Source organism: Microbacterium sp. ZXX196, from assembly GCF_009709595.1.
GTDB classification, from domain to species: domain Bacteria; phylum Actinomycetota; class Actinomycetes; order Actinomycetales; family Microbacteriaceae; genus Microbacterium; species Microbacterium excoecariae.
In genome coordinates this window covers 1-22,635 of sequence record NZ_WMEE01000009.1, presented here as the reverse complement: position 1 = coordinate 22,635, position 22,635 = coordinate 1, and the positions used below count along the sequence as shown (strand labels likewise).

At 68.7% G+C, this 22,635-nt stretch carries 27 protein-coding genes and 2 pseudogenes; 17 read left to right on the top strand and 12 right to left on the bottom strand.

Annotated features, from left to right (window positions below; genetic code table 11):
• Positions 1–3: 3 nt before the first annotated feature.
• Together greA and GJQ66_RS09065 are read right to left on the bottom strand one after the other, a co-directional pair.
• Positions 4–489, bottom strand: a complete 486-nt coding sequence (gene greA / locus GJQ66_RS09070; protein WP_166317048.1) for a transcription elongation factor GreA — start codon at positions 487–489, stop codon at positions 4–6.
• A gap of 52 nt (positions 490–541) precedes the next feature.
• Positions 542–937 carry a DUF4307 domain-containing protein gene (locus GJQ66_RS09065; protein WP_155049011.1) on the bottom strand — a complete coding sequence of 132 codons (396 nt, stop codon included), beginning with the start codon at positions 935–937 and terminating at the stop codon, positions 542–544.
• A 73-nt stretch (positions 938–1,010) separates the two neighbouring features.
• On the opposite strand from GJQ66_RS09065, the gene GJQ66_RS09060 reads away from it, so the two are divergent.
• Positions 1,011–1,310 carry a hypothetical protein gene (locus GJQ66_RS09060; protein ID WP_155049010.1) on the top strand — a complete coding sequence of 100 codons (300 nt, stop codon included), beginning with the start codon at positions 1,011–1,013 and terminating at the stop codon, positions 1,308–1,310.
• On the opposite strand, the gene GJQ66_RS09055 is transcribed toward GJQ66_RS09060, so the two are convergent.
• Positions 1,297–1,986 (bottom strand): hemolysin III family protein, encoded by a 690-nt coding sequence (locus GJQ66_RS09055; protein WP_155049070.1) that lies wholly within the window; start codon positions 1,984–1,986, stop codon positions 1,297–1,299. The genes GJQ66_RS09060 and GJQ66_RS09055 overlap by 14 nt on opposite strands.
• A gap of 127 nt (positions 1,987–2,113) precedes the next feature.
• Here GJQ66_RS09055 and GJQ66_RS09050 point away from each other — a divergent pair, with 127 nt between their 5' ends.
• Both GJQ66_RS09050 and GJQ66_RS09045 read left to right on the top strand, forming a co-directional pair.
• Complete coding sequence (locus tag GJQ66_RS09050; protein WP_368732848.1) at positions 2,114–2,899, top strand: isoprenyl transferase; 786 nt, start codon at positions 2,114–2,116, stop codon at positions 2,897–2,899.
• 258 nt (positions 2,900–3,157) lie between these two features.
• The gene (locus GJQ66_RS09045) at positions 3,158–4,435 is read left to right on the top strand and encodes a PhoH family protein (protein ID WP_368732847.1); all 1,278 of its coding nucleotides are present in this window, start codon (positions 3,158–3,160) and stop codon (positions 4,433–4,435) included.
• 58 nt (positions 4,436–4,493) lie between these two features.
• On the opposite strand, the gene GJQ66_RS09040 is transcribed toward GJQ66_RS09045, so the two are convergent.
• From GJQ66_RS09040 to xseA, 5 genes are read right to left on the bottom strand one after another with little or no spacing between them, the layout of a single operon-like run.
• Complete coding sequence (locus GJQ66_RS09040) at positions 4,494–5,888, bottom strand: class II fumarate hydratase (protein ID WP_368732831.1); 1,395 nt, start codon at positions 5,886–5,888, stop codon at positions 4,494–4,496.
• Between the two features lie 17 nt (positions 5,889–5,905).
• The gene (locus GJQ66_RS09035) at positions 5,906–6,568 is read right to left on the bottom strand and encodes a carbonic anhydrase (RefSeq protein ID WP_155049008.1); all 663 of its coding nucleotides are present in this window, start codon (positions 6,566–6,568) and stop codon (positions 5,906–5,908) included.
• Positions 6,565–7,215, bottom strand: coding sequence for a DUF4245 family protein (locus GJQ66_RS09030; RefSeq protein ID WP_155049007.1), 651 nt, complete (start codon positions 7,213–7,215; stop codon positions 6,565–6,567). The genes GJQ66_RS09035 and GJQ66_RS09030 overlap by 4 nt, the downstream gene beginning before the upstream one ends.
• A complete protein-coding gene (locus GJQ66_RS09025; protein ID WP_155049006.1) occupies positions 7,215–7,454 on the bottom strand; it encodes an exodeoxyribonuclease VII small subunit in 240 nt (79 codons plus the stop codon). The genes GJQ66_RS09030 and GJQ66_RS09025 overlap by 1 nt, the downstream gene beginning before the upstream one ends.
• A gap of 1 nt (position 7,455) precedes the next feature.
• Complete coding sequence (gene xseA, locus GJQ66_RS09020; protein ID WP_368732830.1) at positions 7,456–8,748, bottom strand: exodeoxyribonuclease VII large subunit; 1,293 nt, start codon at positions 8,746–8,748, stop codon at positions 7,456–7,458.
• A 53-nt stretch (positions 8,749–8,801) separates the two neighbouring features.
• Here xseA and GJQ66_RS09015 point away from each other — a divergent pair, with 53 nt between their 5' ends.
• Both GJQ66_RS09015 and GJQ66_RS09010 read left to right on the top strand, forming a co-directional pair.
• Positions 8,802–9,842, top strand: a complete 1,041-nt coding sequence (locus tag GJQ66_RS09015; RefSeq protein WP_155049005.1) for a 4-hydroxy-3-methylbut-2-enyl diphosphate reductase — start codon at positions 8,802–8,804, stop codon at positions 9,840–9,842.
• Positions 9,839–10,387: a DUF6264 family protein gene (locus GJQ66_RS09010; protein ID WP_155049004.1), complete on the top strand. Its 549-nt coding sequence runs from the start codon at positions 9,839–9,841 to the stop codon at positions 10,385–10,387. Before GJQ66_RS09015 ends, GJQ66_RS09010 begins: the two co-directional genes overlap by 4 nt.
• 63 nt (positions 10,388–10,450) lie before the next feature.
• Here GJQ66_RS09010 and fbaA read toward each other — a convergent pair whose 3' ends face one another.
• Positions 10,451–11,482 (bottom strand): class II fructose-bisphosphate aldolase, encoded by a 1,032-nt coding sequence (gene fbaA, locus GJQ66_RS09005; protein ID WP_155049003.1) that lies wholly within the window; start codon positions 11,480–11,482, stop codon positions 10,451–10,453.
• A gap of 173 nt (positions 11,483–11,655) precedes the next feature.
• Between fbaA and glpX the strand changes: the two genes are divergently transcribed.
• Positions 11,656–12,657 (top strand): class II fructose-bisphosphatase, encoded by a 1,002-nt coding sequence (gene glpX, locus GJQ66_RS09000; protein WP_155049002.1) that lies wholly within the window; start codon positions 11,656–11,658, stop codon positions 12,655–12,657.
• A 24-nt stretch (positions 12,658–12,681) separates the two neighbouring features.
• Positions 12,682–12,882 carry a UDP-N-acetylmuramyl pentapeptide phosphotransferase gene (locus GJQ66_RS08995; RefSeq protein WP_155049001.1) on the top strand — a complete coding sequence of 67 codons (201 nt, stop codon included), beginning with the start codon at positions 12,682–12,684 and terminating at the stop codon, positions 12,880–12,882.
• Here the strand turns inward: GJQ66_RS08995 and GJQ66_RS08990 are convergent.
• Positions 12,863–14,086 (bottom strand): DNA recombination protein RmuC, encoded by a 1,224-nt coding sequence (locus GJQ66_RS08990; RefSeq protein ID WP_155049000.1) that lies wholly within the window; start codon positions 14,084–14,086, stop codon positions 12,863–12,865. The two genes, GJQ66_RS08995 and GJQ66_RS08990, sit on opposite strands and share 20 nt — an antisense overlap.
• Positions 14,087–14,159: 73 nt before the next feature.
• On the opposite strand from GJQ66_RS08990, the gene ychF reads away from it, so the two are divergent.
• From ychF to GJQ66_RS08975, 3 genes are all read left to right on the top strand, one after another.
• Entirely contained in the window at positions 14,160–15,233 is a 1,074-nt protein-coding gene (ychF, locus tag GJQ66_RS08985; RefSeq protein WP_368732829.1) for a redox-regulated ATPase YchF, read from the top strand.
• A gap of 82 nt (positions 15,234–15,315) precedes the next feature.
• The gene (locus GJQ66_RS08980; RefSeq protein ID WP_155048998.1) at positions 15,316–15,558 is read left to right on the top strand and encodes a type II toxin-antitoxin system Phd/YefM family antitoxin; all 243 of its coding nucleotides are present in this window, start codon (positions 15,316–15,318) and stop codon (positions 15,556–15,558) included.
• Positions 15,555–15,812, top strand: coding sequence for a type II toxin-antitoxin system RelE/ParE family toxin (locus tag GJQ66_RS08975; RefSeq protein WP_368732828.1), 258 nt, complete (start codon positions 15,555–15,557; stop codon positions 15,810–15,812). The genes GJQ66_RS08980 and GJQ66_RS08975 overlap by 4 nt, the downstream gene beginning before the upstream one ends.
• A 365-nt stretch (positions 15,813–16,177) precedes the next feature.
• On the opposite strand, the gene GJQ66_RS08970 is transcribed toward GJQ66_RS08975, so the two are convergent.
• A complete protein-coding gene (locus GJQ66_RS08970; RefSeq protein WP_155048997.1) occupies positions 16,178–16,621 on the bottom strand; it encodes a hypothetical protein in 444 nt (147 codons plus the stop codon).
• Positions 16,622–16,985: 364 nt separating this feature from the next.
• Between GJQ66_RS08970 and GJQ66_RS08965 the strand changes: the two genes are divergently transcribed.
• From GJQ66_RS08965 to GJQ66_RS08945, 5 genes and pseudogenes are all read left to right on the top strand, one after another.
• Positions 16,986–18,020: a hypothetical protein gene (locus GJQ66_RS08965; protein WP_155048996.1), complete on the top strand. Its 1,035-nt coding sequence runs from the start codon at positions 16,986–16,988 to the stop codon at positions 18,018–18,020.
• Between the two features lie 387 nt (positions 18,021–18,407).
• Complete coding sequence (locus tag GJQ66_RS14100) at positions 18,408–18,716, top strand: transposase (protein ID WP_230379494.1); 309 nt, start codon at positions 18,408–18,410, stop codon at positions 18,714–18,716.
• The gene (locus tag GJQ66_RS08955; RefSeq protein WP_155048995.1) at positions 18,713–19,483 is read left to right on the top strand and encodes a DDE-type integrase/transposase/recombinase; all 771 of its coding nucleotides are present in this window, start codon (positions 18,713–18,715) and stop codon (positions 19,481–19,483) included. Before GJQ66_RS14100 ends, GJQ66_RS08955 begins: the two co-directional genes overlap by 4 nt.
• 89 nt (positions 19,484–19,572) lie before the next feature.
• A pseudogene (locus tag GJQ66_RS08950) lies at positions 19,573–20,772 on the top strand (IS30 family transposase).
• A 4-nt stretch (positions 20,773–20,776) separates the two neighbouring features.
• A pseudogene (locus GJQ66_RS08945) lies at positions 20,777–21,067 on the top strand (IS3 family transposase); the annotation flags it as partial.
• Positions 21,068–21,203: 136 nt separating this feature from the next.
• Here the strand turns inward: GJQ66_RS08945 and GJQ66_RS08940 are convergent.
• On the bottom strand, positions 21,204–21,746 hold the full coding sequence (locus GJQ66_RS08940) for a hypothetical protein (protein WP_155048994.1): 543 nt from the start codon (positions 21,744–21,746) through the stop codon (positions 21,204–21,206).
• A 180-nt stretch (positions 21,747–21,926) separates the two neighbouring features.
• Between GJQ66_RS08940 and GJQ66_RS14690 the strand changes: the two genes are divergently transcribed.
• Positions 21,927–22,232 (top strand): transposase, encoded by a 306-nt coding sequence (locus GJQ66_RS14690; RefSeq protein WP_230379493.1) that lies wholly within the window; start codon positions 21,927–21,929, stop codon positions 22,230–22,232.
• A partial coding sequence (locus tag GJQ66_RS08930; RefSeq protein ID WP_368732827.1) for an IS3 family transposase occupies positions 22,229–22,635 on the top strand: 407 nt, incomplete at its 3' end. The genes GJQ66_RS14690 and GJQ66_RS08930, both read left to right, overlap by 4 nt.

Sequence of the window (22,635 nt, the reverse complement as noted above, 5' to 3'; positions counted from 1 at the left end):
GTCTCAGCCCGTGAAGGTCTCGACCTTGACGATCTCGACCGGGATCTCCTTGCCGTTCGGCGCGGTGTAGGAGCCCGTGTCGCCCTCCTTCATGCCGATGATGGCGGATCCGAGAGGGCTCTGCTCGCTGTAGACGTCGAGCTCGGTGCCGCCCGCGATCTCCCGGCTCCCCAGGAGGAACTTCTCCTCGTCGCCGAGGATGCGCGCCGTGATCACGGTGCCCGGGGCGACGGTGCCGTCGGCCTCGGGGGCCTCGCTGATCTGCGCGTCCTTGAGGATCGCGGCGAGCTGGCGGATCCGCGCCTCCTGCTTGCCCTGCTCGTCCTTTGCGGCGTGGTAGCCGCCGTTCTCGCGCAGGTCCCCCTCTTCGCGCGCCGCCTCGATGCGCTTGGCGATCTCCTCGCGGCCGACGGTCGAGAGGCGCTCGTGCTCGGCGGCGAGCCGATCGTAGGCCTCCTGGGTGAGGAAGGGCGAGGTCTCGTTCGACACGGTGATCTCCTTTTGCAGATCGAGGGATCCGAGAATCGGTATCCGACAGAATCTACCGGAGCGTGCAGGAGTTGACGAATCCCGTCGTCGCCTCCGCGACGGTGCGCACGGTCTCGGTGTGGTCCCCCGAGATGGCGCCCGTGGCGGGGAGCTCGACGACGCGCCACCCGACCGTGCCGAAGCTTTCGTCGAGGGCCTCGAGGACGCACACGACCGGCTCGTCGCCCGCCGAGGTGACGCGGAAGGACACGGCGACCTCGCCGGATCCCGTGACCTCGAATCCGAGATCGTCCACGTCCACGGCGCGGGCGTTCGCGGCGTACGCGGTCCACCCGAGATACGCCACTGCCAGGACGATCGCGGCGATGCCCCCCACCCACCACGCGCGCCGACGGGATCCGCTCGCGGTTCGGCCGTATCGGTCGTCGAGCTCCGCGGTGGTCGTCACGTGCGCCTCTCAGGTGTCGGAGGAATAGGCTGGGGAGGTTCCAGATTACCCGTCGTGACCCCAGGAGCCGTCGATGCGCGCCCTCACCACCCTCGTTCTCACGGGACTCGAGGAGACGCCCGTTCCGACGCAGACCGTCGATCCCGACCTCGTCACGCCGGGCCCGCTGGGCTTCCTCATCGTCGTCCTCGTCGTCGTCGCCGTGGTGTTGCTCGTGATCGATATGCTGCGTCGCGTGCGTCGCGTGCGGTACCGCGAAGAGGTCACGCAGATGCTGGACGCCGAGGAGGCGGCCGCCCGGGCGGAGCGGCCCGCGGAATCCGCGCCCGACGAGGAACGGCCGAACGGGGACGGGGGGCCTACCCCGCGTTAAACGCCGGCTCGAGCGCGATCAGGAGCGCCGCCGTCCAGTGGCAGAGGAAGGCCAGGACGGTGCAGACGTGGAAGATCTCGTGGAAGCCGAAGTGGTTCGGCCAGGGGTTCGGGCGCTTCAGGGCGTAGACCACGGCGCCCGCGGAATAGAGAACCCCGCCGATCACCACGAGGATCATCATCGGGACGCTGGCGCGGAACAGATCCGGCATGTACATGACCGCCGCCCACCCGAGCGCGAGATAGAGGGCGACGTAGAGCCATCGCGGCGCCCCGATCCAGAGCACGCGGAAGAGGATCCCGAGCACGGCCCCGCCCCAGACCGCCACCAGGAGGATCACGCCCTTCTCGGGCGGGAGCGCCAGCACGGCGATCGGCGTGTACGTCCCGGCGATCAGGAGCAGGATGTTGGCGTGGTCGATCCGCTTGAGCACGGCCTTCGTCGTCGGGCCCCAGTTGAACCGGTGGTAGACGGCGGAGTTTCCGAAGAGCATCAGGGACGACACCATGAACACGGCCGATGCCCACTTGGCGGCCGTCCCGTCCGCCAGGGCGATGAGCACGATGCCGGCGGCCAACGCGACGGGGGAGGTTCCCGCGTGAATCCAGCCTCGCCACGAGGGCTTGACCTCGGAGGGAAGGGTCGCATCCGCTTCGATCAGCGGAAGGTGCGGCATGGGCGCGCCGTCGTCGGTCGTGGGCTCTGGCGTCTCGCGCGGGCTCATCCGCCGAGCGTACGCCGCCGCGTATGCCCGGAGCGACACATGCGGCGTGCGGGAGCGACCGCGGTATCGTCGTGGTGTGGTGACGAGCTCGCGGTCGAATGAGGGGAGGGGCCCCCTCTATCGCCTCTACGCGTCGCGCCTGCGCCGTCAGATCGACGCGGCACGGGTGCCTCACCACGTGGCGATGATGATCGACGGCAATCGCCGGTGGGCGCGCCAGCTGGGCTTTGAAACCCCCGCGCACGGGCACCGCGCGGGCGCGGCCAAGATGGTCGACTTCCTCGGCTGGTGCGACGATCTCGGCGTCGAGGTCGTCACGCTGTACCTCCTGTCGGGGGACAACGTCGTCAAGCGCGATTCCGCCGAGCTCGCCGACCTGATCGAGATTATCGCGGGCCTCGCGGGCCGGCTGTCGCGCCGCGGCGACTGGCGCGTGCAGCACGTCGGCCGCGACGACCTGCTGCCCGATTTCCTCCTCGCCGCGCTCCGCGACGCCGAGTCGCGGACGGAGGAGAACACCGGCCTGCACGTGAATCTCGCGGTGGGGTACGGCGGCCGCAACGAGATCGTCGACGCCGTGCGGCAGATCATCGCGAAGCACGACGCGCGGGGCGGATCCCTCGAGGAGCTCGCGGCGAGCCTCACGCCGGACGTGATCGGCGAGCACCTCTACACGCGCGGCCAGAAGGATCCGGACCTCGTGATCCGCACCTCGGGGGAGCAGCGCCTCAGCGACTTTCTCCTGTGGCAGAGCGCGCACAGCGAGTTCTACTTCGTCGAGGCGCTCGGCCCCGACCTGCGCGAGGTCGATTTCCTCCGCGCGATCCGCGACTACGGCTCCCGCGATCGCCGCTTCGGCAAGTAGCGCCTCGGTTCGTGAACGCCGTGTGAAATCCGGCTGAGGACCCTTCCGAATCACACGGGTGTGATTTACCGTCAGGGCATCGGGCAGAGCGCCCGATCGGGTCGGCCTTCTGGATCGCGACTCGTGGCCCACAGGTCGACTCGAGGGACCGGGCGAGAGCCCGGCTGAGGGGAGTGGGCCGTGACTGCAGCCACCACGAATTCCACCCGACGCGCACGTTCCGCCCCGGCGGACGCCCGCACGGACCTCTGGACCTACGTGCTCGACACGTCGGTCCTGCTCAGCGACCCGCGCGCGCTGTTCCGATTCGCCGAGCATTCCGTCGTCATCCCCGTCGTCGTGATCACCGAGCTCGAGGGCAAGCGGCACGACCCGGAGATCGGCTACTTCGCGCGTCAGGCCCTGCGGCTCCTCGACGACCTGCGCGTCGAGCACGGCCGGCTGGACTTTCCGGTGCCGACGGCGAACGGCGGCACCGTGCGCGTCGAGCTCAACAACACGGATCCGCAGGTGCTCCCGAGCGGCATGCGCCAGGGCGACAACGATGCGCGGATCCTCGCGGTCGCGGCGCACCTGGCGGCCGACGGCCAGCACGTGACGATCGTGTCGAAGGACATGCCCATGCGCGTCAAGGCCGCGTCGCTCGGGATCCAGGCAGAGGAGTATCTCGCCGAGCAGGCGGTCGACTCGGGATGGACGGGCATCGCGTCGCTCGCGGTCTCGGGCGACGACATGGCCGACCTTTACGAGGCCGAGGTCGCGATGCACGACGACGCGCGGGGGCTCCCCGTCAACACGGGCCTCGTGATCTCCTCGGAGCGCGGATCCGCCCTCGGCCGGGTGGCCGACGCGGACGGCTCCTTCCGCCTCGTCCGCGGCGACCGCGACGTCTTCGGCCTGCACGGGCGCTCGGCCGAGCAGCGCATCGCGATCGACCTGCTCCTCGACCCCGAGGTGGGCATCGTCTCGCTCGGCGGGCGCGCGGGGACCGGAAAGTCGGCGCTCGCGCTGTGCGCGGGCCTGGAGGCGGTGCTCGAGCGGCAGCAGCAGAAGCGGATCCTCGTGTTCCGCCCGCTGTTCGCGGTCGGCGGGCAGGAGCTCGGCTATCTGCCGGGCGACCAGGCCGAGAAGATGAACCCGTGGGGGCAGGCGGTGTTCGACACGCTCGGATCCGTCGTGTCGGACAACGTGCTGGAGGAGGTCGTCGAGCGGGGGCTCCTGGAGGTCCTGCCGCTCACGCACATCCGCGGACGCTCGTTGCACGATGCCTTCGTCATCGTCGACGAGGCCCAGTCGCTCGAGCGCAACGTCCTCCTCACCGTGCTCAGCCGCATCGGCCAGAACTCGAAGGTGGTGCTCACGCACGACGTGCAGCAGCGCGACAACCTGCGCGTCGGACGGCACGACGGCGTGGCGAGCGTCATCGAGACGCTCAAGGGCCAGGCGCTGTTCGGGCACGTCACGCTCACCCGGTCCGAGCGCTCCGAGATCGCGGCGCTCGTGACGAGCCTGCTCGAGGGCGACGAGCTCAGCTGACGGAAGACGACACACGGGGCGCGCGACCAGGTCGCGCGCCCCGTGTGTCGTCCCGGGATCAGCCCGGGTGGGTCATCGAGAGCAGGTCGAGCTTCTCGTCGAGCTGCTCCTCGGTCAGCTCGCCGCGCGCGACGTATCCGAGGTCGATGACGGCCTCGCGGACGGTAATGCCCTGCGCGACCGAGTGCTTCGCGATCTTCGCGGCGGCCTCGTAGCCGATGAGCTTGTTCAGCGGCGTGACGATCGACGGGCTCATGCCGGCGAGCGCCGTCACGCGCTCGTGGTTCACCGTCAGGCCGTCGATGGTCTTGTCGGCGAGGACGCGGCTCACGTTCGCGAGCAGGCGGATCGACTCGAGCAGCGCGGTGCCCATGACGGGGATCGCGACGTTGAGCTCGAACGCGCCCGAGGCGCCCGCGATCGTGATGGTCTGGTCGTTGCCGATCACGCGCGCGCAGACCATGAGCGTCGCCTCGGGGATGACCGGGTTGACCTTGCCCGGCATGATCGAGGAGCCCGGCTGCAGGTCGGGCAGGTGGAGCTCGCCCAGGCCCGTGTTGGGGCCCGAACCCATCCAGCGGAGGTCGTTGTTGATCTTCGTCAGCGACACCGCGATCGTCCGCAGCGCGCCAGACGCCTCGACGAGCCCGTCCCGGTTCGCCTGTGCCTCGAAGTGGTCGACGGCCTCCGTCAGGGGCAGGCCGGTCTCGGCGACGAGGTTCGCGATGACCTTCTGGGGGAAGCCGAGCGGGGTGTTGATGCCCGTGCCGACGGCCGTGCCGCCCTGGGGAACCTCGGCGACGCGCGGGAGCGTCGCCTCGACGCGCTCGATGCCCAGGCGCATCTGGCGCGCGTATCCGCCGAACTCCTGTCCGAGCGTCACGGGCGTCGCGTCCATGAGGTGGGTGCGACCCGACTTGACGACGGACTTCCATTCCTCGGCCTTGCGCTCGAACGCGCGCGCCAGGTGGTCGAGCGCGGGGACGAGGTCCGTGATGAGGGCCTCGGTCGCCGCCACGTGCACCGAAGTCGGGAACACGTCATTGGAGGACTGCGAGGCGTTGACGTGGTCGTTCGGGTGCACGTCCGCGCCGAGCTTCTCGGTCGCGAGCGACGAGAGCACCTCGTTCATGTTCATGTTCGAGGAGGTCCCGGATCCGGTCTGGTAGGTGTCGACCGGGAACTGGTCGTCGTACCGGCCCGTGACGACCTGGTCGGCGGCCCAGGCGATCGCGTCCGCGATCTCCCCGTCGAGCGTGCCGAGCTCCTTGTTCGCGAGCGCCGCGGCCTTCTTGATGCGCGCGAGCGCCGCGATCTGGCGCGACTCCAGCCCCGACCCGGAGATCGGGAAGTTCTCGACGGCTCGCTGCGTCTGCGCGCGGTACAGCGCGTTCTTCGGAACGCGCACCTCGCCCATCGTGTCGTGCTCGATGCGGTACTCGGTGTCGGTCACTTCGAAAACTCCTTCGTTCACTCGGCCGCGGCGGTTTCCGCGACGCCGACCAGCACGTCGGGCACGGCCGTGCCCTCCGCCAGGCGATAGTTGGCCCCGACAATCCCGAGGCGTCCGCTCGCGACGGCGTCGCTGATGAGCTCGGACGAGTGCAGGATCGACGTGATGGTGTCGCGCAGGTGCAGCTGGCCCACGCGCCACGCGTTGATCTCCTCGGCGTCCTCGCCGGCGGTGACCTGCTCCTGCCGTGCACGCCGCACGGCCTGGACGATGGGGGACACCTGGCGCCAAATGGCCGACGGCAGCATGGGGGCGTCGGGACGCAGGCTTTCGATGGCCGCGCCGACGGCGCCGCACTCGTCGTGCCCGAGCACGACGATCAGCGGGACCTTCAGCACCTCGACCGCGTACTCGAGCGAGCCCATGATCGACTCGCCCGTGACCTGGCCCGCGTTACGCACGACGAACAGGTCGCCGAGGCCCATGTCGAAGATGATCTCCGCCGAGAGGCGGGAGTCGCTGCAGCCGAACAGCGCCGCTGTCGGCGTCTGGGCCGCCGCGATCTCGTGCCGCCGCTCGACATCCTGGTGCGGGTGCTGCGGGTTCCCGGCGACGAAACGCTCGTTGCCGGCGAGCATGCGCTGCCAGGCCTCGGCGGGCGTGATGGCGGTGTCGGTCATGATGCGCTCTCCTCCTGGAGCTCGGAAACATTCGGAGCGATCGCTTCCGCGAGCGCGCCGGCGGTGTCGGCGTCCGCGCGGCCGTAGATCAGCACGTGATCCGGTCCGGCCTGGGTGCCGAGGGCGTAGGTGACGTTGCCGGTCTGACCGGCGTCGGAGATCTCGTACTCGTCCCACGTCACGCCCCCGATGGTCACGCTGCCCGTGGGGGCGGATCCGCCGAGCGCCTGCGCGGCCCACGTCTCGTCGGCGTCGAACGCCTGCGCGAGGCGCACGAAGGACCGCGGCTCGTCGGGAATCGAGTTGTAGTTGATGGTCCAGACCGCGGGCGCGCCGGCCTCGACCTCGGCGAGGTTGAGATCCCACCCGGCGGGGGCGTCGGGCACGAGCACCTCGCGCCCGAGCTGCTCCTCGGACTGCGCCGCGATCGCGGCGACGTCGACGTCCGGAGCCTCGGCCAACTCGCCCCGCGGGACGCCGAAGTAAACGACGGCCACGATGCCCAGGCTCACCGCGAGGGCGATGATGAGGTTGCGAAAGGACTGGCTCTGGCGATACCGGCGGGAGTTCTCGGCCTTGCGGGCGGCCTCCTCCTCGGGCGTCTCGGGGCGACCGAGGTGCGCCGCGATGCGCGGCTCCTTGGCCATCAGTCGGCCTGCTCGTCGCGCTCGGCGTTCGCGCGCGCGTCGTCGAGGCGGCGCTTGGCGCCCAGGAGCCACTCTTCGCAGCGGCCGGCGAGAGCCTCGCCGCGCTCCCAGAGCGCGAGGGACTGCTCAAGCGTCGGCGCGCCCTGTTCGAGCTCCGAGACCACGCGCACAAGTTCATCGCGCGCTTGCTCGAAGGAGAGGGACGAGACGGCGGGGGCGGAGTCGGTCATCGGATCCATCCTACTTTTTCGGCGCGGGCGCCGCGGACACGGCTTCCCCGCGCGAAGTGGCGGCGAACGCACCGCGCTCCAGCGTCACGGTCACCTCGGCCCCGGCCGGCGCGCCGCTCGCGTCGCGCAGGATCGCGCCGTCGGGGCCCTGCACGATCGCGTAACCGCGCGACAGCGTCGCGGCCGGCGACAGGGCACGGAGCGAGGCCCGCAGCTCTCCCGCGCGCCGCTCACCCGCGTCCAGCGCGCGCGACACCGTGTCGCGCCCGCGCGAGACGGCGAGGAAGACGTCCTGCGCGCGGTCGCGGATGAGGCGCTCCGGGTCGCGCAGCGCGGGGCGCGAGCGCATCTGCTCGAGCTGCTGGATCCCGTGCTGGACCTGCTGCTGGAGCCGCGTGGTGAGCCGCGAGCGCAGCTGCTCGACGAGTGCGCGTTGCTCGCCGACGTCCGGCACGACGCGCTTGGCTGCATCGGTGGGCGTGGATGCGCGCAGGTCGGCAACCTCGTCGAGCAGCGGCCGGTCGTTCTCATGCCCGATCGCGCTGACGACGGGCGTCTGGGCCGCGGCGACCGCGCGCACGAGCCGCTCGTCGCTGAAGCCGAGGAGGGTCTGCGGGTCTCCGCCGCCGCGCGCGATGATGATCACCTCGACGTCGGGGTCGGCGTCGAGCGTGGTGAGCGCGGCGACGATCTCGGGAACGCTGCGCTCGCCCTGGACCGCGGCGTGGATCGTCCGGAACTCCACCTGCGGCCACCGCAGCTGCGCGTTCCGGATGACATCCTTCTCCGCGTCGGACTCGGCGCCCGTGATGAGCCCGATCGTCCCGGGGAGAAACGGCAGGCGCGCCTTGCGCGCGGGGTCGAACAGCCCCTCGGCCTGCAGCGCGCGGCGCAGCCGCTCCAGGCGCTCGAGCTGCGCGCCGAGACCGACATGGCGGAGCGAGGTGACCTGGAACGAGAGAGACCCGCGCTTGACGAAGTAGTCGGCCTTCACGCAGGCGACGACGTGGTCGCCGACCTGGAAGTCGTCGGTCAGACGGCGCAGCACGCTCGACCACAGCTGGATGCCGAGCTGAGCGTCGCTCGCCAGGTCCTTCAGCCCGCCGAAGACGTTCGCGCCGCGGCGGTTCCACTGTGTGATCTCTCCCTCGACCCACACGGATCCCCACCGATCGATCGACGCCTTGATGGTCTGGTTCAGGCGCGCGACCGACGTGGGCTGCTCGGGCGCAGAGTCGCGGGGCGAGACCGCGTCGCTCGGCGGGGCCTCGCCGGGGATGTTCTCTGGCTGAAAGGACGTCACGGATTCAGGGTATGCCCGAGGTCCGACACCCGAATCCACGTAGTCTGGGGGGTATGAGCGCTACCGCCGTCTCGCTGCCCATTCCCCGGCTCCCCGTGCGCCGGGAGCCGCTGCGCGAGGTGCCCGTCGAGGGCACCCGGAAGATCCTGCTCGCCGCCCCCCGCGGGTACTGCGCCGGCGTCGACCGCGCCGTCATCACAGTCGAGAAGGCGCTCGATCGCTACGGCGCGCCCGTGTACGTGCGCAAGCAGATCGTCCACAACATTCACGTCGTGCGCGAGCTGGAGGCCAAGGGAGCGATCTTCGTGGAGGAGGTCGACGACGTGCCGGAGGGCGCGCACGTCGTCTTCAGCGCGCACGGCGTCTCCCCGGCCGTGGTGGGAGCCGCCGAGGACCGCGGGCTCCGCGCGATCGACGCGACCTGCCCCCTCGTGACGAAGGTGCACCGCGAGGCGGTGCGGTTCGCGCGGGACGACTACCAGATCCTGCTCGTCGGCCACGAGGGCCACGAGGAGGTCGAGGGCACGGCCGGCGAGGCGCCGGACAACGTCACGATCGTCAACAGTCCGGAGGAGGCGGACACGGTCGAGGTCGACGACCCGTCGAAGCTCGTCTGGCTGTCGCAGACGACGCTGTCCGTCGACGAGACGATGGAGACCGTCGAGCGGCTGCGCGCGCGCTTCCCCGAGCTCAACGATCCGCCCTCGGACGACATCTGCTACGCGACGCAGAACCGTCAGGTCGCGATCAAGAAGGTCGCCGTCGGCGCGGACCTCGTGATCGTCGTCGGATCCGCGAACTCCTCCAACAGCGTGCGCCTCGTAGAGGTCGCCCTGCAGTACGGGGCGAAGGCGGCGTACCGCATCGACTACCCGGACGAGGTCCGGCAGGAGTGGCTCGAGGGCGTCCGCACCATCGGGATCACGAGCGGCGCGAGCGTGCCGGACGTGCTCGTGCAGGAGCTCATGCGCGAGCTCGCCCAGGCGGGATTCGGCGACGTCGAAGAGGTGCGCACGGCCGAGGAGGACCTGATCTTCTCGCTGCCGAAGGAGCTCCGGGACGGGCCGCGCGGCGGGCGCGGGGCCGCGGCGTGAGCGACGGACCCGCCCCCGAGCGCCCGCGCCCGAGGTACGGCGAGTACGCGAGCCCCGCGGAGGTCGCGGCCCGCGGCGGCGTCCCGGCCGAGCCGATCGATCCCGCCCTCATCCCGCGCGACGCTCCGCCGGCTGCGCCCGCGGGCGCGCGGCCCGCACGGGCCTCCGCGCCGCAGGGCGGATCCCGCCTCGCCGACCGGGTGCTCACGGTCGCGCTGCTCGCCTACGGCCTGATCAACACCCTCGGCGCGATCGGCATGTTCACGGATCCGCAGCAGCTCCTTGATCTCATGCAGATCGATGCGGAGCTCGCCGACTACGCGGGCCAGCGCATGGCGGGGGTCGCGTCGATCGTCGTCATGCTCGCGGGGTGGTGTGCGACGACGTGGTGGGTGTGGCGCCGGTGGGCGGCGGGGCGCTCGACCTGGTGGGTCGCGCTGGTCGCGGGCATCGTCTTCACGTTCGTCGGCACGCTCATCGTCTCGGTCCCGCTGATACAGGATCCCGGCGTCCTCGACGCGCTGCTGGAGATGCAGGGCGCGTAGGCCCCGGGAACGACGAAACGCCCCGTGCGCGCGCACGGGGCGTTTCGTCGTCCGGGAGTCAGATCACGCGGAGATCGACTGGCCGTGCGAGCCGAGCTGCTGCGTGGCGGCGACGACGCGAGCGGCCATGGCCGACTCGGCGACCTTGCCCCAGGCGCGCGGGTCATACTTCTTCTTGTTGCCGACCTCGCCGTCCACCTTGAGGACGCCCTCGTAGTTCTCGAACATGTAGCCCGCGATCGAGCGCGTGAAGGCGTACTGCGTGTCGGTGTCGATGTTCATCTTGATGACGCCGTTCGCCACGGCTGTGGCGATCTCCTCGTCCGTGGAGCCGGATCCGCCGTGGAAGACGAGGTCGAGCGGCTTGGCGCCCGTGCCGAACTTCTCGGCGATGCCCGCCTGGATCTCGCCGAGGAGCTCGGGGCGGAGCTTGACGCCGCCGGGCTTGTAGACGCCATGCACGTTGCCGAAGGTCAGGGCCGAGATGTACTTGCCCTTCTCGCCGAGGCCGAGCGCCTCGACGGCCTTGGTCACGTCGCCAACGGTCGTGTAGAGCGCGTCGTTGGAGCCCTCGTGCTGGACGCCGTCCTCCTCGCCGCCGACGACGCCGACCTCGATCTCGAGGATCGCGCCGATGGCGTGGGTGCGGGGGAGCAGCTGGGAGGCGATCTCGATGTTCTCGTCGAGCGGCACGGCGGATCCGTCCCACATGTGCGAGTTGAAGATCGGCTCGCCGCCGGCCTTGACGGCCTCCTCGCTCGCGGCGAGGAGTGGGAGCAGGAACCCGTCGAGGGCGTCCTTCGGGCAGTGGTCGGTGTGCACCGCGACCGTGATGGGGTAGTTCTTCGCGACCTCGCGCACGTAGCGCGCCATCGCGATCGCGCCGGTGGCGCGCGCCTTGACGGTGTGGCCCGCGAAGTAGTCGGCGCCGCCCGTGGTGACCTGGAGGATGCCGTCCGAGCCGGCATCCGTCAGGCCCTGCAGGACGGCGTTGATCGTCTGCGAGCTCGAGACGTTGATCGCGGGGAAGGCGAAGCCGCCCTCTTTCGCGCGCGAGAACATCTCGGCGTACTGATCCGGGGTTGCGACCGGCATGACACGGCTCCTTCGTATCTAAGGGGTGAGAGCACCTTCAGCCTATGGGGTGCGGGAGGGCGGCGAAACACGGCGCGCGTCTCTGAACGTGAAATCAAGAATCGCGATTTCTTCGCGTCGCTCGGGTCGAAAATCGCCCCGAGCTGTCGCAGGGTGGGACTACGCTCGGCTTCATGACGGCCGATCACGAGATCAATGACCCCCAGGACCTCATCCCGCTGCAGCCGGATCGGAACATCGCGCTCGAGCTCGTGCGCGCGACGGAGGCGGCCGCGATCCGCTCCTCGCCGTTCATCGGGCGCGGCCAGAAGGAGCTCGCCGATGGAGCGGCGGTTGACGCGATGCGCGCGTTCCTCGCGACCGTCGAGTTCGATGGCGTGGTCGTCATCGGTGAGGGCGAGAAGGACAACGCCCCCATGCTCTTCAACGGCGAGCACGTCGGCACCGGGCGCGGGCGCTCCTACGACATCGCGGTCGACCCGATCGACGGGACGACCCTGACCGCCGAGGGCCGGAACAACGCGCTCTCGGTGATCGCGATGTCGGAGCGCGGCACGATGCTCGACGCGTCGAGCGTGTTCTACATGGACAAGATCGTGACGGGGCCCGCGGGCGTCGGCGTGGTCGACATTCGCCAGCCGATCGGCGAGAACATCCGCCGGCTCGCGGCCGCGCTCGACAAGCCGGTCGAGGAGATGGTGGTCTCGGTTCTGAACCGTCCGCGCCACGAGCAGCTCATCGCCGATATTCGCGCCACGGGTGCCGGCACGCGCCTCATGAGCGACGGCGACGTCGCCGGCGGGATCAACGCCGCCCGCCACGACGCGCGGACCGACATGTGCGTGGGCGTCGGCGGCAGCCCCGAGGGCATCGTGACCGCGTGCGCGATCAAGGCGCTCGGCGGCCACATCCAGGGCCGTATGTGGCCGCGCGACGACGCCGAGCGCCAGCAGGGCATCGACGCGGGCCTGCCGATGGACGCCGTTCTCGAGGCGGACGACATGGTCAAGGGGCGCAACACGATCTTCGTCGCCACGGGTGTCACCGACGGTGCGCTCGTCGCCGGGGTCAAGCGCAAGGAGGGGTACCTCTACACGGAGAGTGTCGTCCTGCGCGGTCACTCGGGCACGTTGCGCCGGATTTCGAGCGACCACCTCGAGTCGAAGTGGCTGTGAGCCAGGCGGTGTCACAATAGGGGTATGACGCAGCCCTCGGAGAAGACCCCGTCCGCCGGCGCGCGCGCCGTGGTCGCCGACGCGCAGGATCCGGCGCGCCGCCCCGACGTGCTGTTCCGCGTGCGCCGACCCGAGGGCACGGAGCCCAGCGTGTGGTGGCCGATCGTGGGCTTCCTCCTCGTCTCGGCGGGCGTGCTCGCGGCGCTCAATCTGATTCCGGGCTGAGCCTCCCTTCGCGCGCATCCAGGAGCTCCGGCGCCGAGATGCGGCGCACGGGGGCGTCGATCGCGGCCGGCGTCTGGGTGCGCTCGATCTTCGACGCATCGATCCCGGGGAACCGCCGCGCGGTCACGAGGACGCGAGACTCGAGCGACCCCACGAACCCGTTGTAGGCGTCGATCGTGCGCTCGATCGCGCGGCGCATGCCGTCGGCGTGGCCGGCGAGGGATCCGATGCGGTCGTAGAGCTGGTTGCCGAGGTCGAACAGCGTCTTGGCCTCTTCGGACACCTCCTGCTGCGTCCACGCGTAGGCGACGGTCTTGAGCACGGCCCAGAGGTTCACGGGCGACGCGAGCGCGACGCGCTGCGCGAAGGCGTGCTCGAGGAGCGCGGGATCCTCGGCGAGCGCGGCGGACAGCACCGACTCGCTGGGGATGAAGCAGACGACGAATTCCGGGCTGGAGCCGAGGCCCGACCAGTAGGACTTTCGCGCGAGCGTGTCCACGTGCGCGCGCACCGCCTTCACGTGCGCCCGAAGCAGTGTCTGGCGCCGTTCTCCCGCGTCGCCCGTGGCCGTCTCGGGAATCGCCATGGCGTCGAGGAATGCGTCGAGCGGGGCCTTCGCGTCGACCGCGATCGACGTACCGCCGGGCAGGTGCACGAGCATGTCGGGCCGGCCGCGCCCCGCGTCGGAGGCCACCGATGCCTGCTCGTCGAAGTCGACGCGGGGGATGAGCCCTGCCTGCTCCACGATGCGGCGCAGCTGCGCCTCGCCCCACACGCCGCGCGCCTGGTTGGACCGGAGAGCGCCCGCCAGCGACTCGGTCGTCGCGCGAAGCTGCTCGTCGACCTCCCGCGCCCCGCGGAGCTGTTCCGCGACCTGGCCGAACTGCGCCTGCCTGTCGCGCTCCATCTGGTCGACCCGCTGCTGCATCCGCGTGAGCGTCTCCCGCACGGGCGCCAGCGCCGACAGCACGGCGCTCTCACGCTGGGCCCGCTCCGCGTGTTCGGCGCGCTCGGCCCGATCGCGCTCGGCCGCCTCGCGGACGCGCTCGTCCTGCCGGGCGAGGGCGTCGCGCAGCGCGCCAGCCTCCGCCTCGGCGCGCGCGAGGTCGGCCGCCGCACCCCCGCGCGAGCCCCGGGCGAACCAGCCGATCGCCCCGCCGGCGGCGAGGGCGACGATGACGAGAAAGGCGGTGAGTGCGTCCATGACTCCACTCTCGCGCGGACCCCTGACATTCGTCGACGCGGCTCCCGGGTGTGCCCGCGTAGAATCGACTCCCGTGGCTCTGACAATCGGCATCGTGGGACTCCCCAACGTGGGCAAGTCCACCCTCTTCAACGCACTGACCAAGAACACCGTGCTCGCGGCGAACTACCCGTTCGCGACGATCGAGCCGAACGTCGGCGTCGTCGAGCTGCCGGATCCGCGCCTGGACCGCCTGGCCGAGATCTTCGGATCCCAGAAGCTACTGCCCGCCCCCGTCTCGTTCGTGGACATCGCGGGCATCGTGCGCGGCGCGAGCGACGGCGAGGGCCTCGGCAATCAGTTCCTCGCGAACATCCGCGAGGCCGACGCCATCGCGCAGGTCGTGCGCGGGTTCACGGACGGCGACGTCACGCACGTCGACGGCAAGGTCGACCCCGCCAGCGACATGGAGACGATCAACACCGAGCTGATCCTCGCCGACATGCAGACGCTCGAGAAGGCCGTGCCGCGCCTCGAGAAGGAGGTCAAGGGCAAGAAGGCGGATCCCGCGACCCTCGAGGCCGCGAAGGCCGCCCAGGCGATCCTCGAGGAGGGGACGACCCTCTTCCAGGCGGGTTTCGACACGGCCCCGATCCGCGAGCTCGGCCTGCTGACCTCGAAGCCGACGCTGTTCGTGTTCAACGTCGACGAGGGCGTGCTCACGGACGAGGCGCGGATGGCCGAGCTGGCCGCGCTCGTCGCGCCCGCGAAGGCCGTGTTCCTCGACGCGAAGGTCGAGTCGGAGCTCATCGGCCTGGACGCCGGCGAGGCGCTCGAGCTGCTGCAGTCGCTCGGGCAGGAGGAGTCGGGCCTCGACCAGCTCGCGCGCGTCGGGTTCGAGACGCTGGGGCTGCAGACTTACCTCACGGCGGGCCCGAAGGAGGCGCGCGCGTGGACGATTCGCCAGGGTTGGACGGCCCCGCAGGCCGCGGGCGTCATCCACACCGACTTCGAGCGCGGCTTCATCAAGGCCGAGATCGTCTCGTATTCCGATCTCGACCAGTACGGATCCATGGCCGAGGCGAAGGCCGCCGGCAAGGTCCGCATGGAGGGCAAGGAGTACCTCATGGCCGACGGCGATGTGGTGGAGTTCCGCTTCAACGTGTGAGCTGTCTAGGGTCGGTTGCGCCGTCCTCGGCTTGGACCATCAAGTTCCCCCGAAAATGTACATTTCGAGGTACTCTCGAACCATGGAGATCACCGCAACGAAGGCTCGCGACCAGCTCGGCCGTCTCATTGATCGTGCGCACAGCGAGCCCGTGTATCTCACGCGCCATGATCGGCGAGTGGGGGCGATCGTGGATGCCGACACGCTCGATCGACTCCTGGAGGCGGCCGAAGAGCTCGCGGACATCGCGGCATACGATGCCGCGAAGGGCGAGGGCGGCGAGAGTGTCACGCTCGATGAGCTTCGCCGCGAGCTCGGTCTGTGACATATACCGTCCGGATCTCCTCCGCTGCGCGTCGGCAGATCCGCAAGCTCCCGCGGGACGGGCAGGAGAGGGTCACTGCGGTGCTTGCCATACTCGCCGACGAACCTCGACCGCCAGCCGCAAAGAAGCTCACGGGTCGTGACGCCTGGCGTGTTCGCACCGGGAACTGGCGAGTCATCTACGAGATCCACGATGACGAACTCATCGTCATGGTCGTCGCGGCCGGTAACCGACGCGACGTCTACCGAACGTGATGACCCTCGGCGTCGAGCCGGAAGTTTCTGCTTCCGACGTCATTGACCGAGCCGCAACTTGGTGGTGTTCCAGTTCGACGTGTAGTCGGCACTGCGCGGGAGCCAGTGCGCGCCATGGCGAGCATATGGCCTGGCCCGATGAATGACCACGCTTCGTAGTCACGATCTTGCGCGACGCACACGGTGCAACCGGCCAATCCGTAGCTTCGTCGAGGGTGTGGAGGACCGCGCCGTCGGCGCAGAACGTCAAGTCACTCTCGATGGTGAGGTTCCAGCCGTCCTCGGTCGCGAGGATAACGCGGGGAAGTCATACTCGACGCAGGAGACGACACCTCCTTCGAGGGTGAAGAGATTCGGTGACGCAGTCATGCTCGTCGACTCTCAGGAGGTTCTGTCAGCCTCTCGGTCCGTGGAGCCGCGCGTGTGGCGGATCTTTCGGTCTTGATCCGGCGGTGATCGAGTACCGCGCTCGTCATCGCGGCGATGCTGCCGAGGATGGTCGCTGCGACCATGAGCGGTCGCAGGTGCGTGCCGCTCTCCTCCAGGAACAGTCCCGTCAGGCCGAATCCCGCGACGAGGATGAGGAGGGCATGGAGGACGATGAGGATCGACAGTGTGCGCCCCCATGAGCGGAACCAGATGCCCGGTGCGCTGATGAGGATCCATAGCAGCCAGAAGAGAACGAACGGGCTCGTCGGAGACGACAGGAGCAGTGAGTCGGTCTCCTCGTGGCATCCGAGGGTGTGGTAAGCGCACCAGGCGATGCTGGTGATCGCGGGGACGAGGAGCACAACGAGTCCGGCTGCCACTGACGTTGCCACGAGTCCGCGGGTCCATGTTCTGAGGTCTCGACGTGCACGGGCTGTACTCGACGCGGTGCTCACACGACCATACTGCCACGCAAGTACGCTGGGATAGACATGAAGAACCATTCGGGGAATCAGGGTGCGTGAGATTTCAGATCGCCTATGCGCACGGGTGGAGCCTGGCGCGCAGGATGACCCAGCCGATCAACACCGAAGGCGCTGCTCGGCGGCATGTGGCCGGGAAGCCGTACGCGGCCGTTCTGCACGCAGGGCACGATCCGATTGTTGCCGTGGTAGAGAACCTCGGGTTCCGTATCGTGGGTAATGGTGTACGATTCGCCCGAAGCACGACCCTGGAAGGACCGAAGTGGCTGACGCCCCCGAACTCGCCGACCTCATCGCCGTCCGCCGCAAGCCCTCGCGGCAGGCCGCCGAACGTCACTTCTGGGCCTTCGAGGACACCCTCGCCGAACGCACAGAGGCCTTCGCCGCCGAAGCAATCGCCCGCACCGACACACGTCGTTACTCGATCGACTCCCTCGACGTCGTCGAACGACTGTTCCTCGAACGAATCACAGCCCCGTCCGACCTCGACGACCCGGCAACGACCACGTTCTTCTTCGATGTCTTCCGCTACCTCGGCGAAACGATCCTCCGTACCAGCGGCGGACATTGGGAATGGGAAGAACTCTGGGAAACCGATGCCCAGGGCGCCGGCCTGCCCTTCATCCGCGTGAACTCCTCCGAGTCCTTCGACACCGGTGGCACCATCAACATCTACAGCACCCTCCTCGGCGCCGCTGGAACCCGAACCGGAACCTACTTCCGCGAACTCGCCACCGCAGTCCTCGACAGCTTCGGTGAGACCGGACCGATCGAGCTAACCTCCGGGTGGCGCGCCATGGCACTGCCCGACCCCACCCGCGCCAATCCGACCCTTCGTACGTTCCTTTCCGAGCAGCCTGCGGCGCTCGCCGCATTCGATACCGTGTATCCCGAGATTGCCCCGCTCGACAACACCCGCGAATCACTCGACCGGATCGAGCACTGGCTGCTCCACAGGTATCCGGACACCCAGCTCCTCACAGCCGACGTAGAGAACCCCGACCTCGTTCGCGCCGCCCGCGCCATCGCAGCAACCTTCGTCGCTCTCGGTGGAGGCCGCATCTACGTCGTCGACGCCGCACAGATGAAACCCGTACGCGAATCCACGCCGAAGGACGCATACCCGTATGTCCAACGTGTGAGCGAACACGGGCTTGCCGGATACCCGCACCACACATGGACATACCTTCGAACAACGGTCAAGGTGAAGACTCCAGGCTCACCGATCCCCCCTCGCAGTGGTCGGAACCTCCGGCACAACCTCGACGTCTACGCTTCTGAGGACATTGAGAGCTGAGTCGCCCGAGTCACGATACTCCCGGCGTACTCTCGCAGAGTCCCGACTCATGTTTTCGGGTGACGACTCTTCCGCTCTGTGGAGTACGAGAACAGCACTGGGAGCCGGCCCGCGTCCGGGTGACCCTCGCGAAGAACTAAGCGCCGGATCCGGATGTGAGTTGAGAGCGAGTCCAGTCGATCCTGGCTTGCGGGGGCGGGAGATGGTGAAGGATTGCTGTCATGACTAACAGCGAGTTGCCGGTCCTGGATGACTTCTGGAGCGAGTTCTTCAGGCACAAGATCGCGGCCGGAGAGCCGCGCGAGCGGATCCTTGCTTGGGACTGCCGCACGGATAGGTGACATCTGATCTGGCTTGCCTGATGGGCGGCCTGGAAGGATGTGCATCATGCCCGCTCCCTATCCCCGAGAGTTCCGCGAGGACGTCGTGCGTGTGGCCCGGTCCCGCGAGGACGGCGTCACTCTCGCGCAGATCGCGAAGGACTTCGGTGTCCACGAGATGACGCTCCATAAGTGGATCCGCCAAGCCGACATCGACGACGGCAACCGGCCCGGTGCGTCCCGGGAGGAGTCGACCGAACTGCGTGATGCTCGGAAGAAGATCCGGCTGCTGGAGCAGGAGAACGAGGTCCTCCGCCGCGCTGCTGCCTACCTGTCCCAGGCGAACCTGCCGGGAAAAGGTTCTACCCGCTCGTGAGCGAGCTCGCCTCCGACGGGATCCCCGTCGCGGTGTCCCTGCGGGTCCTGAAGCTCTCCCGCCAACCCTACTACCGCTGGCGGAAACAGCAGGTCACCGGAGCTGAGCTGGTCGAGGCCTACCGGGCGAACGCGCTGCTGGATGCCCACCGCGATGATCCCGAGTACGGGTACCGGTTCCTCGCCGGCGAAGCGGAAGCCGCCGGCCAGCGGATGAGCGAGCGAACCGCGTGGCGGATCTGCCGCGACAACCAGTGGTGGTCGGTGTTCGGGAAGAAGCGCGGCACGAACGGCAAACATCCGGGCCCGCCCGTGCACGATGACCCGGTCCAGCGGGACCTCACCGCCGACGACGTCAACGAGCTGTGGCTGACTGACATCACGGAGCATTGGACCGACGAGGGCAAGCTCTACCTCTGCGCGATCAAGGACGTGTTCTCCGGACGGATCGTCGGCTACTCGATCAGCGACCGGATGAAGGCTCGGCTCGCGGTGAACGCACTGGACAACGCGATATCCAGGCGTCGCGACGCTGCCGATTGCATCGTGCACTCGGACCGAGGATCTCAGGGCGTGTTCAATCGGTCGTCGCAACACCTTGACAGCGGAGGTGAGCGGTGGCGACGAAAGACTGGGTTGCGAAGACCGGCGATGCGCCCGAGGGGGTTCGTCGGCAGTGGCGCGCGGATCGGGCTCTCAGGCCGCCGATGCGTTCGCCCGGACGGCCTGCGCCCTCGAAGGCGGTGCAGCGACAGTTCTGGCGGCTGATCGCGACGGGCATCGCGTCCGCGGAAGCTGCGATCGCGGTGGGCGTGTCCGTGCCGGTCGGGATGCGCTGGTTTCGCCACGCTGGCGGCATGACGCCGCTGAGTCTGACCGAACCGTCGGGCCGATACCTGTCCTTCGAAGAACGCGAGGAGATCGCACTCATGCGCGCGAAGGGCAAGGGCGTGCGCGAGATCGCGCGTGAGGTGGGCCGGGATCCGGGAACGATCTCCCGGGAGCTGCGGCGGAACGCGGCGACGAGGAGCGGGAAGTCGGAGTATCGGGCGTTGGTGGCGCAGTGGAAGGCGCAGGAGTCGGCGAAGTGACCGAAGGTCGCGAAGCTGGTCGTGAACGACGCGATGCGTGAGTACGTGCAGGACCGTCTCGCGGGGAAGGTGCGCCGGCCCGACGGCACCGCGGTCGAAGGGCCGACGCCGCCGCCCTGGAAGGGGTTGAACAAGCCGCATCGGGCGGACAGGCGCTGGTCGCTGGCATGGAGCCCGGAGCAGATCTCCCACCGGCTGAAGATCGACTTCCCCGATGATGAGTCCATGCGCATCAGCCCCGAGGCGATCTACCAGTCGCTGTTCATCGAGGGCCGCGGCGCGCTCAAGCGCGAGCTGGTGGCCTGCCTGCGCACCGGGCGAGCGCTGCGTCAGCCGCGGGAACGGTCGCGGAACAAGCCGCAGGGGCATGTCACCGCGGACGTCGTGCTCTCCGAGCGTCCCGCCGAGGCTGCCGACCGCGCGGTTCCCGGGCACTGGGAGGGCGACCTGATCATCGGCACCGGTCGCTCGGCGATCGGGACGCTCATCGAGCGTTCCAGCCGGTCCACGATGCTGGTGCAACTGCCCCGGCTGGAGGGCTGGGGCGAGCAGCCCGTGGTGAAGAACGGGCCCGCGCTCGGTGGTTACGGCGCTCTCGCGATGAACGCCGCACTGGCCGCGTCGCTCACCACGCTGCCCGTCCAGTTGCGCCAGACCCTCACCTGGGATCGTGGGAAGGAACTCTCCGGGCATGCGCAGCTCACCCTCGATACCGGCACGAGAGTGTTCTTCGCCGACCCGCACTCGCCCTGGCAGCGCCCGACGAACGAGAACACCAACGGGCTGTTGCGGCAGTACTTCCCGAAGGGCACCGACCTGTCGCGGTGGTCGGCCGAGGACCTCGAAGCGGTCGCTCTCGCGCTCAACAACCGGCCCCGGAAGATCCTCGGCTGGCGCACCCCGGCGGAGGTGTTCGCCGAGCAGCTATCCTCGCTTCAACAGCCCGGTGTCGCATCGACTGGTTGAACTCGCCCAGTTCAGGGCACGGAAGTTCGTGCACGCTCTGAACCGTCATCACCTCATCGGATCGATGAGGAAAGTCGGTGCCGCCGGGGACCACGCCGCGATGGAGTCGTTCTTCGCACTGCTCCAGAAGAACGTCCTGGACCGGAAGAGGTGGCGGACCAGAGAGGAGCGCCGCATCGCGATCATCACCTGGATCGAGCGCACTTACCATCGCCGTCGCCGGCAGGCCCGCCTGGGCCGATTGACCCCCATCGAGTACGAGACCATCATGAACCTGGTCGCCCTCGCGGCCTGACACCCCAACTGTCACCTGAACGTGCGGCAGTCCCCTGAGTGAACCGTTGAACTGCGCACGTGCGAGGCGTTGCGGTGGGACCTTCTGCCTGGTTATCGATGATCAGGCGCACAGCGTCATCCATGGGGCTTGGGGATCATGTTGCGGGCCGTGGGTTCCGCGTTGCCCAGGCGTTGAAGTACGCATACAGGACGGGGAACCGATCTGCACCCGTGCTGTTCGCGAAGGATTCGCGGTACGTCGGTCCATCGGGGTGGCGGGGGTTCTTCGGCAGGTCGAGATTCAGCGTTCCGGACTCGAAGATCGCTTTGTAGTAGGGCCAGCGGTCGGCGTCTCGAACTCCCATCATCCTCCGAACGTAATCGATGGGCCTATCACCCTTCCGCTCGAGGAAATTCACGTTCGCCCCATAAGCGATGAGCCTCTCCAGGAGCGGCCCGTCGACCATAGGATCATGTTCTGCCTCGAGGACGCCAAGAAGCGTCGAGCCGTACTCGGCTTCTGCCGACGGGTCTGCCCCATCGTCGAGAAGCCGGTTCATGATCCTCGCCCTCTCGACAGGATTCCGGTTGCCTGACGCTCGAAACAAGAGCTTCGTCTTGATCTGAGTCGTAGGATCGTACACCGACAGAAAATCGTCGAACGCCCCGTTCTTCACGGTGAATACTGGGCTCGGCATCGTGAGCTCCTGCGTCGGATCGGCGGTTGTAGACGCCGACAACAGTAGTCGGCGATTAGTTGTCGCAGCTTACCCACTGCATCGTACATGCGCGGTCTCGAACTTGAACATGGGCGTGAGGAACGGATTGGTGACAACTGATCGTTAGTGCCGGGAGGCGCTGGCGGGGAGGATGTCATCATGCCCGGTCCCTATCCCAGAGAGTTCCGTGAGGACGTCGTCGCGGTCGCTCGTCGCCGCGAGAGCGGCGTCAACATCAAACAGATCGCCACCGACTTCGGCATCAGCGAAGCCACCCTGCAGAACTGGCTCCGCCAAGCCGATGTCGAAGAAGGCAACCGTCCCGGTCAGACCGCGGCGGACGCAGCTGAGGCGCGGGAGCTGAAGAAGCGGATCCGCCTCCTCGAGCAGGAGAACGAGGTCCTCAGGCGGGCGGCGGCGTATCTGTCGCAGGCGAACCTGAAACTCGGTGGCTCCCCAAAATGACGTACCCGCTCGTATCTGAGCTCGCCGACGCGGGGATTCCCGTGACGGTGTCGTGCCGGGTCCTCAAGCTCGCCCGCCAGCCCTACTACCGGTGGAGAGGCGACCCTGTCCGGGATGCGGACGTGCTCCGCGCATATCGGATCAACGCGCTGCATGATGCGCACCACGAGGACCCGAGGTTCGGATACCGATACCTCGCCGACGAGGCCCGCCGAGCGGGGTGGCGGATGAGCCGGCGGACGGCGTGGAAGCTGTGCTCGCAGGCGGGGATTCTCTCGTCTGCGCAGCGCCGCCGACGAGGGAAGGGCAAGAAGGCTGGCCCGCCCGTGTTCGATGATCACGTGAAGCGCGTGTTCCGCGCTGACGCGCCGAACCGGGTGTGGCTGACCGACATCACCGAGCA

Coding starts and splice junctions, on each gene's coding strand:
- GJQ66_RS09035 (WP_155049008.1), bottom strand. CDS start 6,568: ATGACCGACACCGCCATCACGCCCGCCGAGGCCTGGCAGCGCATGCTC.
- GJQ66_RS14690 (WP_230379493.1), top strand. CDS start 21,927: ATGCCCGGTCCCTATCCCAGAGAGTTCCGTGAGGACGTCGTCGCGGTC.
- fbaA (WP_155049003.1), bottom strand. CDS start 11,482: ATGCCGGTCGCAACCCCGGATCAGTACGCCGAGATGTTCTCGCGCGCG.
- GJQ66_RS14100 (WP_230379494.1), top strand. CDS start 18,408: ATGCCCGCTCCCTATCCCCGAGAGTTCCGCGAGGACGTCGTGCGTGTG.
- GJQ66_RS09055 (WP_155049070.1), bottom strand. CDS start 1,986: ATGCCGCACCTTCCGCTGATCGAAGCGGATGCGACCCTTCCCTCCGAG.
- glpX (WP_155049002.1), top strand. CDS start 11,656: ATGACGGCCGATCACGAGATCAATGACCCCCAGGACCTCATCCCGCTG.
- GJQ66_RS09060 (WP_155049010.1), top strand. CDS start 1,011: ATGCGCGCCCTCACCACCCTCGTTCTCACGGGACTCGAGGAGACGCCC.
- GJQ66_RS08940 (WP_155048994.1), bottom strand. CDS start 21,746: ATGCCGAGCCCAGTATTCACCGTGAAGAACGGGGCGTTCGACGATTTT.
- GJQ66_RS08995 (WP_155049001.1), top strand. CDS start 12,682: ATGACGCAGCCCTCGGAGAAGACCCCGTCCGCCGGCGCGCGCGCCGTG.
- GJQ66_RS09015 (WP_155049005.1), top strand. CDS start 8,802: ATGAGCGCTACCGCCGTCTCGCTGCCCATTCCCCGGCTCCCCGTGCGC.
- GJQ66_RS09030 (WP_155049007.1), bottom strand. CDS start 7,215: ATGGCCAAGGAGCCGCGCATCGCGGCGCACCTCGGTCGCCCCGAGACG.
- GJQ66_RS08980 (WP_155048998.1), top strand. CDS start 15,316: ATGGAGATCACCGCAACGAAGGCTCGCGACCAGCTCGGCCGTCTCATT.
- GJQ66_RS08990 (WP_155049000.1), bottom strand. CDS start 14,086: ATGGACGCACTCACCGCCTTTCTCGTCATCGTCGCCCTCGCCGCCGGC.
- GJQ66_RS09025 (WP_155049006.1), bottom strand. CDS start 7,454: ATGGATCCGATGACCGACTCCGCCCCCGCCGTCTCGTCCCTCTCCTTC.